Annotated in this window: 15 protein-coding genes; 12 read left to right on the top strand and 3 right to left on the bottom strand. The window is 71.2% G+C overall.

The features are described from left to right. Positions 1 to 16 precede the first annotated feature (16 nt). The 4 genes from HNR14_RS16025 to HNR14_RS16010 all read left to right on the top strand — a co-directional run bounded on the left by HNR14_RS16025 (position 17) and on the right by HNR14_RS16010 (position 2,990). The gene (locus tag HNR14_RS16025) at positions 17 to 1,501 is read left to right on the top strand and encodes an MDR family MFS transporter (RefSeq protein ID WP_179702706.1); all 1,485 of its coding nucleotides are present in this window, start codon (positions 17 to 19) and stop codon (positions 1,499 to 1,501) included. Between the two features lie 108 nt (positions 1,502 to 1,609). Next, positions 1,610 to 1,972, top strand: coding sequence for an iron chaperone (locus tag HNR14_RS16020; protein WP_179701828.1), 363 nt, complete (start codon positions 1,610 to 1,612; stop codon positions 1,970 to 1,972). 77 nt (positions 1,973 to 2,049) lie between these two features. Then, positions 2,050 to 2,619 carry a peroxidase-related enzyme gene (locus HNR14_RS16015; RefSeq protein ID WP_179701827.1) on the top strand — a complete coding sequence of 190 codons (570 nt, stop codon included), beginning with the start codon at positions 2,050 to 2,052 and terminating at the stop codon, positions 2,617 to 2,619. A 5-nt stretch (positions 2,620 to 2,624) separates the two neighbouring features. Next, positions 2,625 to 2,990, top strand: a complete 366-nt coding sequence (locus HNR14_RS16010) for a DUF488 domain-containing protein (RefSeq protein WP_179701826.1) — start codon at positions 2,625 to 2,627, stop codon at positions 2,988 to 2,990. Positions 2,991 to 3,001: 11 nt separating this feature from the next. Here HNR14_RS16010 and aceB read toward each other — a convergent pair whose 3' ends face one another. Further along, positions 3,002 to 4,636 (bottom strand): malate synthase A, encoded by a 1,635-nt coding sequence (gene aceB / locus HNR14_RS16005; RefSeq protein ID WP_179701825.1) that lies wholly within the window; start codon positions 4,634 to 4,636, stop codon positions 3,002 to 3,004. Positions 4,637 to 4,673: 37 nt separating this feature from the next. Beyond that, entirely contained in the window at positions 4,674 to 5,993 is a 1,320-nt protein-coding gene (gene aceA, locus HNR14_RS16000; RefSeq protein ID WP_179701824.1) for an isocitrate lyase, read from the bottom strand. Positions 5,994 to 6,125: 132 nt separating this feature from the next. Here aceA and HNR14_RS15995 point away from each other — a divergent pair, with 132 nt between their 5' ends. From HNR14_RS15995 to HNR14_RS15965, 7 genes are all read left to right on the top strand, one after another. Beyond that, positions 6,126 to 7,577, top strand: coding sequence for a helix-turn-helix domain-containing protein (locus HNR14_RS15995; protein ID WP_246311585.1), 1,452 nt, complete (start codon positions 6,126 to 6,128; stop codon positions 7,575 to 7,577). Positions 7,578 to 7,692: 115 nt separating this feature from the next. Beyond that, positions 7,693 to 9,099 (top strand): FAD-dependent oxidoreductase, encoded by a 1,407-nt coding sequence (locus tag HNR14_RS15990; RefSeq protein WP_179701822.1) that lies wholly within the window; start codon positions 7,693 to 7,695, stop codon positions 9,097 to 9,099. A 46-nt stretch (positions 9,100 to 9,145) separates the two neighbouring features. Continuing rightward, a complete protein-coding gene (locus HNR14_RS15985) occupies positions 9,146 to 10,249 on the top strand; it encodes an ABC transporter ATP-binding protein (RefSeq protein WP_179701821.1) in 1,104 nt (367 codons plus the stop codon). A 1-nt stretch (position 10,250) separates the two neighbouring features. Beyond that, positions 10,251 to 11,447, top strand: coding sequence for a polyamine ABC transporter substrate-binding protein (locus HNR14_RS15980; protein WP_179701820.1), 1,197 nt, complete (start codon positions 10,251 to 10,253; stop codon positions 11,445 to 11,447). Continuing rightward, the gene (locus HNR14_RS15975; RefSeq protein ID WP_021765016.1) at positions 11,447 to 12,430 is read left to right on the top strand and encodes an ABC transporter permease; all 984 of its coding nucleotides are present in this window, start codon (positions 11,447 to 11,449) and stop codon (positions 12,428 to 12,430) included. The genes HNR14_RS15980 and HNR14_RS15975 overlap by 1 nt, the downstream gene beginning before the upstream one ends. Further along, on the top strand, positions 12,427 to 13,359 hold the full coding sequence (locus HNR14_RS15970) for an ABC transporter permease (RefSeq protein ID WP_021765017.1): 933 nt from the start codon (positions 12,427 to 12,429) through the stop codon (positions 13,357 to 13,359). Before HNR14_RS15975 ends, HNR14_RS15970 begins: the two co-directional genes overlap by 4 nt. After that, positions 13,356 to 13,736: a cupin domain-containing protein gene (locus tag HNR14_RS15965; protein ID WP_179701819.1), complete on the top strand. Its 381-nt coding sequence runs from the start codon at positions 13,356 to 13,358 to the stop codon at positions 13,734 to 13,736. The genes HNR14_RS15970 and HNR14_RS15965 overlap by 4 nt, the downstream gene beginning before the upstream one ends. A gap of 16 nt (positions 13,737 to 13,752) precedes the next feature. Here HNR14_RS15965 and HNR14_RS15960 read toward each other — a convergent pair whose 3' ends face one another. After that, the gene (locus HNR14_RS15960) at positions 13,753 to 15,390 is read right to left on the bottom strand and encodes a PucR family transcriptional regulator (protein WP_343064516.1); all 1,638 of its coding nucleotides are present in this window, start codon (positions 15,388 to 15,390) and stop codon (positions 13,753 to 13,755) included. A gap of 115 nt (positions 15,391 to 15,505) precedes the next feature. Here HNR14_RS15960 and HNR14_RS15955 point away from each other — a divergent pair, with 115 nt between their 5' ends. Beyond that, positions 15,506 to 16,990: a CoA-acylating methylmalonate-semialdehyde dehydrogenase gene (locus HNR14_RS15955; protein ID WP_179701817.1), complete on the top strand. Its 1,485-nt coding sequence runs from the start codon at positions 15,506 to 15,508 to the stop codon at positions 16,988 to 16,990. Positions 16,991 to 16,995 lie beyond the last annotated feature (5 nt).

Genomic DNA, 16,995 nt, shown 5'->3' with positions numbered 1-16,995 from the left:
TGAGCAGACCTCACCTGTGCCCGCCGTCCTCGCCGACCCCGCGACGACGGACACCGCCGCCGAGAACGGCCGCATCGAGCGCCGGAACAACCGGGTGATCTGGCTGCTGCTCGCCGCCACGTTCGTCGTCATCCTGAACGAGACGATCATGACGGTCGCCATCCCGAAGCTGATGGACGACTTGAAGATCGACGCACTTGCCGCTCAGTGGCTGTCCACGGCGTTCATGCTGACGATGGCGATCGTCATCCCGATCACCGGCTTCCTGCTCCAGCGGTTCACGACGCGCGCGATGTTCATCACTGCGATGTCGCTGTTCTCGCTCGGCACGCTGGTAGCCGCGCTCGCCCCCGGCTTCGCCGTGCTCGTCGGCGCCCGCGTCATCCAGGCGTCCGGCACCGCGATGATGCTGCCGCTGCTCATGACGACCCTGATGACCCTGGTGCCGCCGGCCAAGCGTGGACGCACGATGGGCAACGTCTCCATCGTCATCTCGGTCGCGCCGGCCATCGGCCCGACCATCTCGGGCTTCATCCTCAACTACCTCGCGTGGCGCTGGATCTTCCTGATCGTCCTGCCGATCGCGCTCATCATGCTGCTCATCGGGATGCGCTTCGTCGAGAACGTGACGGAGACCAAGAAGGTGCGCATCGACGTCCTGTCGGTGGTCCTCTCCGCGCTCGGCTTCGGCGGACTCGTCTACGGGCTCACCCTCTCGGGCGAGTCGGGCAGCGCGTCGGGCGGCCCCGGCGCGGCGCTCTGGATCTCGCTCGCGATCGGCGTGGTCGGCCTGGCGACGTTCATCCTGCGCCAGCTGATCCTGCAGCGTCGGGATCGTGCGCTGCTCGACCTGCGCACCTTCCGCTCCCCCGTCTTCACCGTCTCGATCGTGCTCATGGCGATCAGCACGGCGGCGATGTTCGGCGTCATCATCGTGCTCCCGCTCTACCTGCAGCACGTGCTGCACCTCGACACGCTCTCGACCGGGCTGCTCCTGCTGCCCGGCGGGCTCGTGATGGGGTTGGCCGCGCCCTTCGTCGGCCGCCTCTACGACCGGTTCGGGCCGCGCGTGCTCGTCGTGCCCGGCTCCATCCTGGTCAGCCTCGCGCTCTGGACGCTCACGCTTGTGAGCGAGACCACGCCGGTCGGGATGGTGCTGGCCGCGCACATCGTGATGAGCCTGGGCCTGGCGCTGATGTTCACGCCGCTGTTCACGGCCGGTCTCGGCGCCGTGCCGCCGCACCTGTACTCGCACGGCAGCGCGATCGTCGGCACCGTGCAGCAAGTCGGCGGAGCCGCGGGAACCGCGCTGCTGGTCGCCGTGCTGTCCGCGCAGACCGCGGCGCTGACCGCGGGCGGCGCGCCGCTCGACGTGGCGACGGCCGGCGGCATCAAGGTGGCGTTCCTCGCCGCGGCGATCATCTCGCTCTTCGCCGTCGTCGGCTCCTTCTTCATCAGCAAGCCGGCAGACTCCGTCTCCGACGGGGCCTTCGCGCACTGACCCGCTCGCTGCGGGGTGCGAGACGGCGCGACACGCCCTTTTCCGGGCTCAAACGTCACGGAGAAGGGCGTGTTGCGACCGTTCGCGGCGCGGCGTTAGGGTCGCGGCATGGCACGCGGAGTGGATGCGGACACCGTCGACGAGTACCTCGACCGGATCGGCGAGCCGTTCGGCGCAGCCCTGCGCACCGTCCGCGACCGCATCGTCGCGATCGTCCCTGACGCCGAGCAGGTCATCAGCTACCGTGTCCCGATCTTCCGGCTGAACGGGAAGGGACTGGTCGGGCTCTCCGCGACGGCGAAGGACTGCAGCCTCCTGCTGATGAGCCCACCGGCCGCCGCCGAGCTGGCCGGGACGCTCGCCGAGGGCAGCATCACCGGCGCGACCCTCCACTTCCCGCCCGCAGTGCCCCTGAGCGAGGACACACTGCGGGCGGTGCTCGCCGTGCGGCTGCGCGAACTCGGCGCCTGACCAGGCCGATCCGCACTGGTGGCGGTGGGAGCCGGATGGCATCATGGGCGCGTCGGGGGCGTCACGAGGAGGCAGCCGTGTCCATCATCCAGACCACCGAACCGGACCAGGCGACCGGAGTCGTCGCCGAGATCTACGCGGACGACCAGCGCCATCTCGGCTACGTGCCGGAGCACACGCGCGTCATGGCGGTGAACCCCGAGGCCTATCTGGCGTGGGAGCAGCTCGCCCGCGCCATCGCCTCGCAGCTGGGACTGCGCCGCTACGAGCTCGTCACGCTCGCCGCCGCGCAGGGCGCCCACTCGGAGCACTGCCGGCTCGCGCACGGCGCCAGGATGCTGACGCTCGTCGACGAGGAGCCGCTCGAGGCCATCGCCCGCGACTACCGTCACGCCGATCTCAGCGAGGCGGAGGTGGCGATGATGGAGTACGCCGAGCGCATCAGCACCGACGCGGCCGACATGACCGACGCCGACACCCTGCGGCTGCGCGAGCTGGGCTTCACCGACCGGGAGATCGTCGACATCACGCTCGCCGCCGCGGCCCGCAACTACTTCAGCCGGGCGATCCAAGCACTCGGGGTGGCGGTGGACGTCCCGCCCGGACTCAGCGACCGACTGCGCGGCGCCCTCCTGGCCCCGCTGTGAGCGCGATGCCCGATCGGGTGGGCACGTTCCGGGTGCGGCGGGTCTACGACGATCCGTCGCCCGACGACGGCTTCCGTGTGCTCGTCGACCGGCTGTGGCCGCGCGGCGTCTCGAAGGAGCGGGCGGAGCTCGACCTCTGGCTGAAGGAGGTGGCGCCGTCGACGGGGCTGCGGCAGTGGTTCCACCGCGACGACCCGCCGTTCGAGGAGTTCCGTGCCCGCTACGAGGCGGAGCTGGCGGAGAATCCCGCGGTGGCGGAATTGCGGGAGGTCGGCCGCGCGCATCCCGTCGTCACGCTGCTGGTCGGGGCGCGCGGCGAGCACAACCACGGGGTGGTGCTCGAAGGATTCCTCGAGCACCACCCCGGGTGACCGGCGAGCGGTCAGCCCGCCAGCGCGAGCCGCTCGGGCTCCGGCGCGTCCACGAGGTGACGGGCGTACGCCGGGATCGTGAGGAAGGTCGGGAACTCCTCGCCGAGGGAGACCTCGCGCAGGATGTCCGCCGCCTCGGCGAAGCGGTCGTCGCCCTCCGGGCTGCGGAGCCGGTCGAGCTCCTCGTCGAGGATCCGCTCGACGAGGGCGCGGTCGACGGTCGTGCCCTCCTGCGTGGTCACGCGGTTGTCGATCCACTGGCGCAGCAGGGAGCGTGAGATCTCGGCGGTCGCGGCGTCCTCCATCAGCCCGTCGATCGCGACGGCGCCCGTCCCCCCGAGCCACGCCTCGATGTAGCGCAGCGCGACGGAGACGTTCGAACGCACGCCCGCGTCGGTCACAGCGCTGTCGGCGGTCGTCACGTCGAGCAGGTCGTCGGCGGTGACGTGCACGTCCGGCCGCTGCCGCGACAGCTGGTTCGGGCGGTCGCCCAGCACGGCGTCGAACTCCGCGAGGGCCGTCGGGATGAGGTCGGGATGGGCGACCCACGTGCCGTCGAAGCCGTCGCCCGCCTCCCGACGCTTGTCGTCGGCGACCTTCGCGAGAGCGCGCTCGGTGGCCTCCGGATCGCGGCGGTTCGGGATGAAGGCGCTCATGCCGCCGATCGCGTGCGCGCCCCGCTTGTGGCAGGTCGCGACGAGCAGCTCGGTGTAGGCGCGCATGAACGGGACGGTCATGGTGATGCGGTCCCGGTCGCCGAACGCGAAGCGGCGGCCCCGACCCAGGAAGGTCTTGATGATCGAGAAGATGTAGTCCCAGCGGCCGGCGTTGAGGCCGGCGCAGTGGTCGCGCAGCTCGTAGAGGATCTCCTCCATCTCGAACGCGGCCGGGATGGTCTCGATCAGGACGGTCGCGCGGACCGTGCCGACGGGCATCCCGATGCGCTGCTGCGCGAAGACGAAGATGTCGTTCCAGAGCCGCGCCTCCCGGTGCTCCTCGAGCTTCGGGAGGTAGAAGTACGGTCCCCGGCCGCCGTCGACGAGCGCCCGGGCGTTGTGCCAGAAGTACAGCCCGAAGTCGGTGAGGGCCGCGCTGGCGGGGGCGGTGCGTCCGGCGCGATCGGTGAAGGCGAGGTGCTTCTCGACCAGGTGCCAGCCGCGCGGGCGCATGACGATGGTCGGGGTGTGCTCGTGCGGCGTCGTCACGCGGTACTCCTTGCCCTCCGGGCTCGCGAACTCCAGCTCTCCGCGCACCGCGGCGCGCAGCGTGCGCTGGCCGCCGACGACGTTCGTCCACGTGGGGCTCGTGGCGTCCTCCTGGTCGGCGAGCCAGACGCGGGCGCCGGAGTTGAGGGCGTTGATCGCCATCTTCGGATCGGTCGGGCCGGTGATCTCGACGCGGCGGTCCTCCAGCCCCGGGCCTGCGCCGGCGACGCGCCACGTCGGGTCCTCGCGGACGGCGGCCGTCGCGCTCAGGAACTTGGGGTCGCGGCCGTTGCCGGCCTCCCCGCGGTGCTGCTGCCGTTCGGCGAGCAGCTCCTGCCGCCGGGCGGCGAACGCCTGGTGCAGGTGGTCGAGGAAGCTCAGCGCCTCCGGGGTGAGGATCTCGTCCGAGCCGGGAACGGTCGGACCGGTGATCTCGATCATGGTCGTGTCTCCTTGGTCAGTCGGTGCGGCCAGTCCGTCAGAACTGGTGCTGTTCGGTGGATCCCACGAGGGCGAGGGTGGCGCTGTCGGGGTTGAGCGCGGTCGCGACGCGGTCGAAGTAGCCCGTGCCGACCTCCCGCTGGTGGCGGGTGGCGGTGTAGCCGTCGGCCTCGGAGGCGAACTCGGCCTCCTGCAGGTCGACGTAGGCGCTCATCTGCCGCGACGCGTAGTCGCGGGCGAGCGTGTACATCGAGTGGTTGAGGGCGTGGAAGCCCGCGAGGGTGATGAACTGGAAGGCGTATCCCATCGCCGCGAGCTCGCGCTGGAACCGGGCGATCGTCTCGTCGTCGAGGTGCTTCTTCCAGTTGAACGACGGCGAGCAGTTGTAGGCGAGCTTCTTGCCCGGGCACTGCGCGTGGACGGCCTCGGCGAAGCGGCGGGCGAGGTCGAGATCCGGCTCGGCCGACTCGACCCAGAGGAGGTCGGCGTACGGCGCGTAGGCCAGCCCGCGGGCGATGACCGGGTCGATGCCGTTGGTCACCTCGTAGAAGCCCTCCGCCGTACGCGTGCCGGTGAGGAAGGGCCGGTCGCGCTCGTCGTGGTCGCTGGTCAGCAGGGTGGCAGCCAGCGAGTCGGTGCGCGCGATGACGATGGTGGGGACTCCCGCGACGTCGGCGGCGAGGCGCGCGGCGTTGAGCGTGCGGATGTGCTGGCCGGTCGGGATGAGGACCTTGCCGCCCATGTGACCGCACTTCTTCTCGCTGGCGAGCTGGTCCTCCCAGTGCACGCCCGCGGCGCCGGCCTGGATCATCCCGTGCATGAGCTCGTAGGCGTTGAGCGGGCCGCCGAAGCCGGCCTCGGCGTCGGCGACGATCGGCGCCATCCAGTCGCCGACCGTTCCGTCGACGCCCTCGATCTGACCGGCGCGCAGCAGCGCGTTGTTGATGCGGCGGACGACCGCGGGCACCGAGTTGGCCGGGTACAGGCTCTGGTCGGGGTAGGTCTGACCGGAGAGGTTGGCGTCGGCCGCGACCTGCCAGCCGGAGAGGTAGATGGCCTCGAGACCGGCGCGCACTTGCTGCACGGCCTGGTTGCCGGTGAGGGCGCCGAGGGCCGACACCCACCGGGCGTCGGGCCCGCTGCCGTCACGCTGGATCAGCTCCCAGAGGGTCTGCGCGCCGCGGCGGGCGAGCGTCTGCTCCTCCCGGACGGGGCCGCGCAGGGCGACGACGTCGGCAGCGGTGTAGTCGCGGCAGATGCCGGACCAGCGCGGGTCGGCGTCCCATTCCAGCTGGAGCTCGGCGGCGGTCTGCACGGTGCCGCCGGGGCGGGGCTCGGGGTGGGCTGCGGTGCTCATCGTGACCTCCATCGGTCGGTTCGGTTGAGACGATCCTGTGCCCGGCGCGCGCCGTCCCGAACGGATCCGTCGACAGAAATCCGGCGGTTCTTCTGTTTGCCAGAACTTCCGGCGGGTGTCAGCATGGCCTGCATGACAGACACGGTCGACGACGACCTGGCGGCGGACGCGCTCACCCTCGGGCGGCGCATCCGGGCGGCGCGTGTGCAGCGCGGCATGACCTTGGAGGTCCTGGCCGCGGCGATCGACCGCGCCCCCTCGCAGGTCTCCACCATCGAGAACGGCAACCGCGAGCCGCGCCTGCCGCAACTGCGCGCCATCGCAGCCGCGCTCGGCGTCACGGTCGACGAGCTGCTCGCGCCCGAGGCGCCCGACGAGCGCTCCGCACTCGAGATCGCCGTCGAGCGGGCGCAGCGGGGCACGGTCTTCAGCGCGCTCGGGATCGATCCCGTGCGCGTGTCGAAGGCGGTGCCGGACGCGACGTTGCGGGCCATCCTGGCGCTGCATCAGGAGGTGGAGCGGCTGCACCGCGAGCGCGCCGCGACCCCGGAGGAGGCCCGTCGCGCGAACGCCGAGCTGCGCGCGACCATGCGTGCCCGCGACAACTACTTCGCCGAGCTGGAGACCATCGCGGCGGACCTCCTCGCCGCCGTCGGTCACACCGGCGGCCCCGTCTCGCAGCAGACCGTGGCCGATATGGCCGACCACCTCGGCTTCTCGCTGCATTACGTCGGCGACCTGCCGCACTCCACCCGCTCGGTGACCGACAAGCGCAACGGACGCATCTATCTGCCGACGGAGCAGTCGGCCTCCCGCGACTCCCGCTCCCCCATCCTGCAGGCCTTCGCGTCCCAGCTGCTCGGTCACGACGAGCCCGGAAACTACGCCGAATTTCTGCGACAGCGCATCGAGACCAACTACCTCACCGCGGCGCTGCTCCTGCCCGAGAAGGATGCCGTGGCCGTGCTCGCGGAGGCCAAGAACTTCCGCCGCATCTCGATGGAGGATCTGCGCGATGCCTTCGCCGTGTCGTACGAGACGGCGGCGCACCGTTTCACGAACCTCGCGACCGCGCGGCTCGGCATCCCGGTGCACTTCATGAAGGTGCACGAGTCCGGCACGATCATCAAGGCGTACGAGAACGACTCGGTCGCCTTCCCGTCCGACGCCCTCGGCGCGATCGAGGGCACGCCCGTCTGCCGCAGTTGGACGGCGCGCACGGTGTTCGACGTGGAGGACCGGTTCAGCCCGTACTACCAGTACACGGACACGCCCCGCGGAACGTTCTGGTGCACCTCCCGCATCGAGAAGGCCAAGGAGGGCGACTACTCGGTGAGCGTGGGCGTGCCGTTCGAGCACGTGAAGTGGTTCCGCGGCCGGGAGACTCCGCACCGCGCCCTCTCGCGCTGCCCGGACGAGAGCTGCTGCCGCCGCCCGTCCGGCGCGCTCGCGGAGCGGTGGGAAGGCCAGGCTTGGCCCGCCGCGCGCACGCCGACCTCACTGCTCGCGGCACTGCCGACGGGGACGTTCCCCGGAGTGGACACCACCGAGGTCTACGACTTCCTCGAGCGCCACCAGCCCTGACCACCCGTCGGACGGAATGAACGGAATGCCGACGGATTCGGTACGGAATCCGTCGTTCTGTCCCGCTCGCAGGGGGCAGAATGTCACAAACCCAGCAGAGAGGCGCGTGAATCGAGTGGGCAGTACGGTTTTCGAACGGAGCCGACCGGATGCGTCCGTGGTGCGGCACGCGCTCGCAGGCACCCGGCGGTCCGTCTTCTGGATCGACGACGCCCCGGGTGACGCGTACCCCACGCTCAGCGGCGATCTCTCGTGCGACCTCGCGGTCGTCGGGGGCGGCTACTCCGGGCTGTGGACGGCGCTGCTCGCCAAGCGCGAGAACCCCGGCGCCCGCGTCGTGCTGCTGGAGGGGCGCCGCATCGGCTGGGCGGCCTCCGGACGCAACGGCGGCTTCTGCGAGGCGAGCCTGACCCACGGCGAGGACAACGGCCTCAGCCGGTTCCCGCAGGAGTTCGACCAGCTCCAGCGGCTCGGGATGCGGAACCTGGACGAGATCGAGGCGATCATCGCCGAGCTCGGCCTGGACGCCGACTTCGAACGGAACGGCGCTATCGACCTCGCCACCGAGCCGCACCAGGTCGAGTGGCTGCGCGAGGCCGCGGACGGGGAGCACGCCGTCTTCCTCGACACCGACGCGGTGCGCGCCCAGGTGCACTCCCCCACCTATCTCGCCGGCCTCCTCCGCACCGCCGACTCGTCGCTGGTGCACCCGGCGAAGCTGGCCAGAGCGCTGGCCCGGGCCTGCGCGGACCTCGGGGTCGAGATCTTCGAGCACTCCCCGGTGGAGAGCATCGGCGACGGCACCACCCTCGAGACCCCGAACGGTGTGGTCCGCGCGGAGCGCACCGCGCTCGCGACCAACGTCTTCCCGAGCCTGCTGAAGCGCAACCGCCTCCAGACCGTGCCGGTGTACGACTACGTGCTCATGACCGAGCCGCTGTCGGACGCGCAGCTGGCCTCCATCGGCTGGAGCGGACGGCAGGGCCTCGGCGACTCGGCGAACCAGTTCCACTACTACCGGCTCTCGGCGGACAACCGCATCCTGTTCGGCGGCTATGACGCGATCTACCACTACGGCGGTCGCGTGCGCGAGGAGTACGAGGACCGTCCCGAGACCTTCGCCCGGCTCGCGAGCCACTTCTTCACCACCTTCCCGCAGCTGGAGGGCGTGCGCTTCTCGAACAAGTGGGCGGGCGCGATCGACACCTGCAGCCGGTTCTGCGCGTTCTTCGGTTCGGCGCGCGGCGGCCGCGTCGCGTACGCCACCGGCTACACCGGCCTCGGCGTCGCCGCGACCCACTTCGGCGCACAGGTCATGCTCGACCTGCTCGCCGGCCGCAGCACCGAACGCACCCAGCTCGACATGGTGAAGAGCCGGCCGCTGCCCTTCCCGCCCGAGCCCGCCGCCTCCCTCGGCATCAACCTGACGCGGCTGTCGCTCGACCGCGCCGACCACAACGACGGCAAACGCAACCTGTTCCTGAAGACCCTGGATGCGGTGGGGCTCGGCTTCGACAGCTGAGCACCTCGCCTTCCGCCTCCATCCGACCACGAGGAGAACCCCGACGATGACGTCCACCCCACCGGCCTCCGACGGCTCCGTGCAGCTGCGCGGGGTCACCAAGCTGTTCGGATCGCAGATCGCGGTCGACCACATCGATCTGGAGGTGCGCAGCGGCGAGTTCATCTCGCTCCTGGGCCCCTCCGGCTGCGGCAAGACCACGCTGCTGCGGATGATCGCCGGGTTCGAGCACCCCGACGAGGGCGACATCGCGGTCGGCGGGGTGAGCGTCATCGACACCCCGCCGCACAAGCGCCCGGTCAACACGGTCTTCCAGTCCTACGCCCTGTTCCCGCACATGACCGTCGCCGAGAACGTCGCGTACGGCCTGCGGCAGAAGCGGGTGCCCCGCGCGGAGATCGCCGAACGGGTGCGGGACGCGCTGGAGCTCTCGCGGATGGGGTCCTTCGCCGACCGGAGCCCGCAGAAGCTCTCGGGCGGCCAGCAGCAGCGCGTCGCTCTCGCCCGCGCGCTCGTCAACCGGCCGCGCGTGCTGCTGCTGGACGAGCCGATGTCGGCACTCGACCGCAAGCTGCGGGAGGAGATGCAGATCGAGCTGAAGCTGCTGCAGCGCCAGCTCGGCATCACCTTCGTCTTCGTCACCCACGACCAGCAGGAGGCGCTCTCGATGAGCGACCGGATCGTCGTGATGCAGGGCGGCGCGGTGCAGCAGATCGGCACGACGGAGGCCGTGTACCTGTCGCCGGCGAACGCGTTCGTCGCCGGGTTCATCGGCAAGCAGAACTTCATCGACGCGACGGTGCAGCCCGATGGCGCGCTGCTCGCCGCCGACGGCCGGGTGGGCACGGCGACCGGGTCGGACGCCCACAGCGGCGAGCGCGTCCGAGTCGCCGTGCGGGCCGAAGCCGTCACCGTCGGCCGGGAGCGTCCCGCCGGGACGGGCGTGCAGGGCACGCTCGCCGGCATCTCGTTCCTCGGCGACGTGATCCAGTACGTCGTCGTCACCGAGGCCGGGGTCGAGCTGCTCTCGCGCCGGCCACCGAGCCAGGTCGAGCAGCTGAGCACCGGGGACGCGGTGTGGTGCGGCTGGGACGACAGCGACCTCCACGTGTTCGCGGCCGAGCCCGACGCCGACGCCGAGGCCGCCTGAGATGCGGCGCACCTCCCGTACCGGCCGCCCGAGCAGCGCCGCCGACGTCGTCGCGCTGATCCCCCAGGCCGGGGCCGCCCGGATCACCCGGCGCGCCCTGCTCGGCGGCTTCGCCGTCACCGCGGCCGGGCTCGCCCTCACCGCGTGCACCAGGGAGACCGCGTTCGGCGCCTCCGTGGCGCCCGACGGCAAGCTGGAGACCCAGCTCAACGTGTACAGCTGGGGCGATTACGACGACCCGTCGAACATCACGTCCTTCCAGAAGAAGCACGGCGTGACCGTGCAGCTCGACAGCTACGGCTCCAACGAGGAGATGATCGCGAAGCTCGGCGCCACCCGCGGCACGAGCGGATACGACATCGTCGTGCCGACGGGCAGCTACATCCCGATGATGTCCGCGAACGGGCTCCTCCAGAAGCTCGACCACTCCCGGTTGCGCAACCTGAGCAACATCGACCCGCACTACCTCGACCAGTCGTGGGACCGCGGCAACGTCTACTCGGTCTGCAAGGACTGGGGCACCACCGGGTTCGCCTACAACACCGACGTGATCAGCCGGCCGATGACCTCCTGGTCCGACTTCCTCGACGCCGCCCAGAAGGAGGCGAGCAAGAACGTCGCCGTGCTCGAGGATCCGTGGGAGGTCGCGAGCATGTACTTCGCGGCCAACGGCATCGACCCCAACACGACGAAGAAGGCCGACCTCGACGCCGCCGAGGACTACCTGGTGAACACGCTCGCGCCGCACATCAAGGCGTTCAACTCCACGGCCGTCACCAGCGGCATCCCCGAGGGCACCTTCGCCCTCTGCCAGGCGTTCAACGGCGACGCCCGCCAGGGGATGCTCGCCACGGACACGATCCCCAAGAACTGGAAGTTCGTCTACCCGACGCCGACGGCGAACCTGTGGATGGACACCTGGGCCATCGCGACCGGTGCGCAGCATCCCGACGCGGCCTACGCGTTCATCGACGCGATCCTCGAACCGGACGCGTCGTACCGCGAGGTCGACTACATCGGGTACTCGACCGGGGTGAAGGGGCTCCGCGAGCGCGCGCAGAGCGAGGACTTCGCCCTGCCGGAGCTCGTGTTCCCCACCGACGACGTGATCGCCCGGCTGACCCCGGCCCAGCTGAACGGCGCGGCCGAACGGCTCGTGTCGATCGTGAACCGCATGATGGCGAAGGCAGGCTCCTGATGACCGCGACCGCGACCGCATCCCGCGCCGGCGAGCGCGACGCCACCGGCTCCGGGCCGGCGCCCGGACCGCAGCGGCGCCGCCTGCGCACCCGCATCTCGGGCACCACGATCGCCGGCTTCCCGACCTGGGCGTTCGTGCTGTTCTTCTTCGTCGTCCCGCTCGCCCTGGTGCTCTGGTACAGCTTCGGGTACAAGCCCGACCTGTTCTCCGCCCACGCCAACGACAAGCTCTCGTTCGACCGGTACGGGGAGGCGCTGGACGCGACCTTCCTCGGCACGTTCGTCAACACGCTGCGGATCGGGCTCGTCGGCACCGCGATCTGCCTCGTGATCGGCGTGCCGTTCGCGTACTGGCTGGCGGTGAAGCTGCGCCCGCAGTACCGCGCCCTGGCGCTCGCCCTGGTGCTGGTGCCGTTCTGGACGAACTTCCTGGTCAGGACGCTCGGGTGGCAGATCGTGCTGTCGCCGCAGGGATTCGTCTCGGACGCCCTGCAGAGCCTCGGCATCATCCACGGCGACCTGAACGTGCTCTACACGCAGGCGGCGGTGCAGCTCGGCGTCGTCTACAACTACCTGCCGCTGATGATCCTGCCGCTGTACGTCGCGATGGACCGCGCCGGGCAGCCGCTGCGCGAGGCGAGCGGCGACCTGGGCGCCAACCGGGTGCGCACGTTCCTCCAGGTGACGCTGCCGCTGGCCGCGCCGGGGATCGCGTCGGGCTGCCTGCTGGTGTTCATCCCGCTGATGGGCGACTACGTCACCGCCTCCGTGCTCGGCGGCGCGCAGGGCAACATGGTCGGTCAGCTGGTCGCCAGCCAGTTCAACACGGCTCAGAACTGGGCGCTGGGCTCGGCGATGGCGGTGCTGCTCATGCTGTTCATCGCAGCGGCGGTCGTCATCGTCGGCGGCGTCGCCCTGGTCATCCGGTACGTCGTCCGGCGGTCCCGCCGGGTCGATCTTTCGAAGGGAGCGGGCGCATGACGACGCAGACCGCGACAGAGGCCATGCTCGCCGTCCGCAGCGACAGCGGCCGGAACGCACGGCGCCGCACGGTGCGCCGTCGCCGACGCCCCGACGGCGTGCGCATCGGCCTGACAGTGTGGGGCATCCTGGTGTTCGCCTTCCTGTTCCTGCCGATCCTCGTGATGCTGGTGTACTCGTTCAACACGGGCCGCCTCCTGGCCACCTGGCAGGGCTTCGGCTTCGACGCGTACGCGGCGGCGTGGGCGAGCCCGGTCATCCGCTCCTCGGTCATCACGTCGCTGGAGGCCGCCGTCGGGGCCGCTCTGCTCTCGACCATCCTCGGGACGCTCGGCGGCCTGGCGCTCGCACGCTCGAAGGCGAAGACCTCCTGGGTGCTGTGGGCGACGCTCCTGCTGTCGATCACGCTGTTCACCCCCGAGATCGTCGACGCCGTCTCGATGCTGCCGTGGTTCGTGAGCCTCGGCACCGACTTCGGCATCGGCATCTTCAGCAACGGGATGGTGCGCCTCGTCGTCGCGCACGCCGTGCTCTCGGTGGCGGTGGTGACCTTCATCGTCCGCGCCAGGATGCAGGGCATGGACGAGGCGCTGGAGGAGGCCGCCGCCGACCTCTACGCGCCCCCGCTGAAGCGCTTCTGGCAGATCACCCTGCCGGTCGCGAGCCCCGCGATCTGGGCCGGCGCACTCATGTCATTCACCCTCAGCCTCGACAACACCATCGTGTCGAGCTTCGTGCAGGTGCCGGGATCGACGCCGTGGCCGGTGTACATCTTCAGCTCGCTGCGCGTCGGTCTTCGGCCGGAGATCGCCGCGGTCTCGGCGGTCATGTTCGTCCTCACCCTGGTGGCCCTGGCCGTCGTCGGGTTCGTGCTCCGCCGCAGCGGGGCGTCGACCGAGGAGATGGCGAAGACGCTGGCGAGCGCATGAGCGAGGGAAACTCCGCCGGCCCGGGCCCTGCCGGCGACCGCTTCGCCGCGACCGGCCGGGTGGACGCGCTGGCCCTGCCGCTCGACCACGAGGAGGTGGCGGATGCGCAGCGCGTGTCCGGCACCCCTCGCACGGGACTGTCCGAGCTGGGCTCGTTCGGCGGCTCGGAGGTCGGCGTCTGGGAGATGACACCCGGCACGATGAGCGACGTGGAGTCCGACGAGCTCTTCGTGGTGATCGCCGGCCGCGCGACCGTCGAGTTCGTCGCGACCGGGGACATCCTGGAGATCGGGCCGGGCGACGTGGTGCGCCTCACCGCGGGCGACGAGACGGTGTGGACCGTGACCGAGACCCTCCGCAAGGTCTGGCTGGCCTGACCGCGGCGGAGCGGCCTCAGCCGCGGGCGCTGCGCGCCAGCAGGGCCGCGTGCAGGGCGCTCAGCGTCTCGCCGTCGTCGAGGTCCATCCCGAGCAGCTCCTCGATGAGGGCGATGCGCTGGTAGAAGACCGAGCGCGAGAGATGGCTCGCGGCCGCCGCCTTGGTGCGGTTGCCGGGATGGGCCGCGTAGGCGCGCAGCACCTCCAGCAGGTCGCCGCCGCTGGCGAGGTCGTAGTCGATCAGGGGCCGGAGCATCAGCTCGCTGTGCTCCTGCATGCGCGGATCGGCGCCGAGCGTGGTGACCAGGCGCAGCAGGGGCCGGTGCTCGGCACGCAGCACCGTGACGCCCTGCGACCGGCGGGGATCGGCGCGCGCGAGCAGCTGCCCGGCCTCCGCGACGGAGGCGAGGAGACCCGGGATGCCCGGCGCCTCCGATCCGAGCGCGACGGTGACGGCTCCGCCGGTCCCCGGGTTCGCGGCTGCGGCGCGCGCGACCGCAGTGCCGATGGCGGTGAGCGTCGCGTCCGTCACCGACCGCTCGGGCCGCGAGGATATCGCGAGCACGAGCATCCCGGACGCCCGGTCCGGATGCTGCGACACGAGCGCGTCGACGCCCTGGTCCCGCGCCTCGGCGGTCGCGGCGGCGACGAGGGCCGCGACGTCCGGGGTCTGCCCCGCGGCCGCGTGCAACCCGATCGCGACGCCGCTCAGCGCCCGCCCGGCGACCGGGAGCCCGGACGCCTCGAACCGGGCGACCAGCCCGCTCTCGGTCGCGAAGCGGCGCCCGAGGAGCGCGCCGAGCAGACGGTCGTGACTCTGCCGCGTCCACTCGTCGGCGTCCCGGTCGGCGAGCCTGCTGAGAGCGAGGGCCACCGCGGCCTGCTCCAGCACGTTCGACCGGCCGGCGGGATGGGCGCGGCCCGGGAGGGCGACGAGGTGACCCCACCGCATCCCCCGCGCCTCGATCGGCGTGATGAGCCAGCGCTCGCCGCCGGTCCCCCGGTGCTCCTGCCGGGAGCGCTGCTCCCAGTCGCGCAGCGCCTGCTCGTCGCCGTCGATGCCGGAGGCGGCGATCACGCGGTGGTTGAGGTCCTCGAGCACGACCGGGGCGTCGAGCGCACGGGCGGCCTGGGCGACGATGAAGTCCGCCGGGCTGCCGCGCAGGCTCAGCTCGGTGAAGAGGGCGTGGATCTCGTCGCGGGCGCGCAGGGCGCCCATCTGGTCGGCGATGATGCGGGAGTGCACCGCCTCGGTGATCGCGATGAAGCGCACCTCCCGGTGCAGGACGACGAACGGGAGACCCGCGGCACGGAACCCGTCGAGGAGGGCGGTCGGCGCGGAGGGCATCCGCTCGCCGAGCTCGAGCACCAGCCCGGCGATCCCGCCCCCGGCCAACTGCTCGGCGAGGCCACGTAGGCCGGCATCGTCGGTGGGCCAGCCGGCGCCGGTCGACAGGAGGAGCTCGCCGCCGCTGACCAGGCGGGCGCTGGAGGCGGTCTCCGAGACGTGCACCCACCGGACCGGCCGGTCGAGGGCGTCGTCGCCGGACAGGACCTCGGGCAGCGCGGCGGCGACCTCGTCGAACCGGAGGATCTCGCGGATGGTGGGCAGCACGACCGGCGACACCGACTCCGGACGATCTGTCTCATCCACCGACAAGCCCCGACGATCTGGCATCACTTGCCTGCCTCGCTCTCTGCAACCATTGGGAGACAAGCCTACTGTTCCATCCGGGCACTTCGTCCGGAACCACGCAAGGAGAATGCCCGTGGCCCTCATCCGCCATCTGATCGACGGGACCGAGACCGGCGAGCCCGCCCGCACCGGAGCCGTGTACGACCCCGCGACGGGCGAGCAGCAGCACGAGGTCGTGCTCGGCAGCCGCGCCGACGTCGAGCGCGCCATCGCCGCGGCCCGCGCCGCCCTGCCCGGATGGCGCGCCACCAGCCTGACCAAGCGCGCCGACGTGCTCTTCCGCCTGCGCCACCTGCTGACGGAGCGCCGCGACGACCTCGCCGCCATCGTCACCAGCGAGCACGGCAAGGTGCTCTCCGACGCCGCGGGCGAGATCGGTCGCGGCCTCGAGAACGTCGAGTTCGCCTCCGGCCTGATCAACCAGCTCAAGGGCGAGTTCAGCGAGCAGGTCTCCACCGGGATCGACGTGCACAGCGTCAAGCAGCCGGTCGGCGTCGTCGCCTGCATCACCCCGTTCAACTTCCCGGTCATGGTGCCGCTCTGGATGGTCGCCAGCGCGATCGCGTGCGGCAACACCGTCGTCCTCAAGCCGAGCGAGAAGGACCCGAGCGCCTCCGTCTTCCTGGCGAAGCTCTTCCTCGAGGCCGGCCTGCCCGCCGGCGTGTTCAACGTCGTGCACGGCGACAAGGAGGCCGTCGACACGCTGCTCGACAGCCCCGACGTCTCCGCGGTCAGCTTCGTCGGCTCCACCCCGATCGCCCGGTCGATCTACCAGCGCGCGAGCGCCAACGGCAAGCGGGTCCAGGCACTGGGCGGCGCGAAGAACCACATGGTCGTGCTCGAGGATGCCGACATCGAGTCGGCCGCCGATGCCGCCGTCTCGGCCGCGTACGGCTCCGCCGGCGAGCGCTGCATGGCCGTCAGCGTGCTCGTCGCCGTCGGCGACGTGGGCGACCGGCTCGTGCCCGCGATCGAGCGCCGCCTCGGCGACCTCGCCATCGGCGCGGGCACCGATGCCGCCAGCGAGATGGGGCCGCTCATCACGCGCGAGCACCGCGACAAGGTCGCCTCCTACGTGACCGGAGCCGCCGCCGAGGGCGCGACGGTCGTCGTCGACGGCACCACCAAGCAGTTCGACGGTGATGGGTTCTTCATCGGCGTCAGCCTCGTCGACGACGTGAAGCCCGGGATGCGCGTCTACGACGACGAGATCTTCGGCCCGGTGCTGTCGGTCGTGCGCGTCGACACCTTCGAGGAGGCGATCGCGCTCGTCAACGCCAACCAGTACGGCAACGGCACCGCGATCTTCACCCGCGACGGCGGCGCCGCCCGCCAGTACGAGTTCGAGGTCGAGGTCGGGATGGTCGGCGTCAACGTGCCCATCCCCGTCCCCGTCGGCGCCTACTCGTTCGGCGGCTGGAAGGGCTCGCTCTTCGGCGACTCCCACATCTACGGCCCCGAGTCGTTCCACTTCTACACGCGCAGCAAGGTCGTCACCACCCGCTGGCCCGACCCGGTGCAGTCCAGCATCCAGCTGGCCTTCCCCGGCAACTCCTGACCCGC

Source organism: Leifsonia naganoensis (genome assembly GCF_013410615.1).
Taxonomy (GTDB): domain Bacteria; phylum Actinomycetota; class Actinomycetes; order Actinomycetales; family Microbacteriaceae; genus Leifsonia; species Leifsonia aquatica.
The sequence above is the reverse complement of the archived record's forward strand: the minus strand, read 5'-3'. Positions and strand labels throughout refer to the sequence as shown.

What these genes read in the sequence shown, in the direction of transcription:
- HNR14_RS16020 (WP_179701828.1), top strand. Translation starts at nt 1,610, where the DNA reads ATGGCACGCGGAGTGGATGCGGACACCGTCGACGAGTACCTCGACCGG.
- HNR14_RS16010 (WP_179701826.1), top strand. Translation starts at nt 2,625, where the DNA reads ATGCCCGATCGGGTGGGCACGTTCCGGGTGCGGCGGGTCTACGACGAT.
- aceB (WP_179701825.1), bottom strand. Translation starts at nt 4,636, where the DNA reads ATGATCGAGATCACCGGTCCGACCGTTCCCGGCTCGGACGAGATCCTC.
- aceA (WP_179701824.1), bottom strand. Translation starts at nt 5,993, where the DNA reads ATGAGCACCGCAGCCCACCCCGAGCCCCGCCCCGGCGGCACCGTGCAG.
- HNR14_RS15995 (WP_246311585.1), top strand. Translation starts at nt 6,126, where the DNA reads ATGACAGACACGGTCGACGACGACCTGGCGGCGGACGCGCTCACCCTC.
- HNR14_RS15985 (WP_179701821.1), top strand. Translation starts at nt 9,146, where the DNA reads ATGACGTCCACCCCACCGGCCTCCGACGGCTCCGTGCAGCTGCGCGGG.
- HNR14_RS15980 (WP_179701820.1), top strand. Translation starts at nt 10,251, where the DNA reads ATGCGGCGCACCTCCCGTACCGGCCGCCCGAGCAGCGCCGCCGACGTC.
- HNR14_RS15975 (WP_021765016.1), top strand. Translation starts at nt 11,447, where the DNA reads ATGACCGCGACCGCGACCGCATCCCGCGCCGGCGAGCGCGACGCCACC.
- HNR14_RS15970 (WP_021765017.1), top strand. Translation starts at nt 12,427, where the DNA reads ATGACGACGCAGACCGCGACAGAGGCCATGCTCGCCGTCCGCAGCGAC.
- HNR14_RS15965 (WP_179701819.1), top strand. Translation starts at nt 13,356, where the DNA reads ATGAGCGAGGGAAACTCCGCCGGCCCGGGCCCTGCCGGCGACCGCTTC.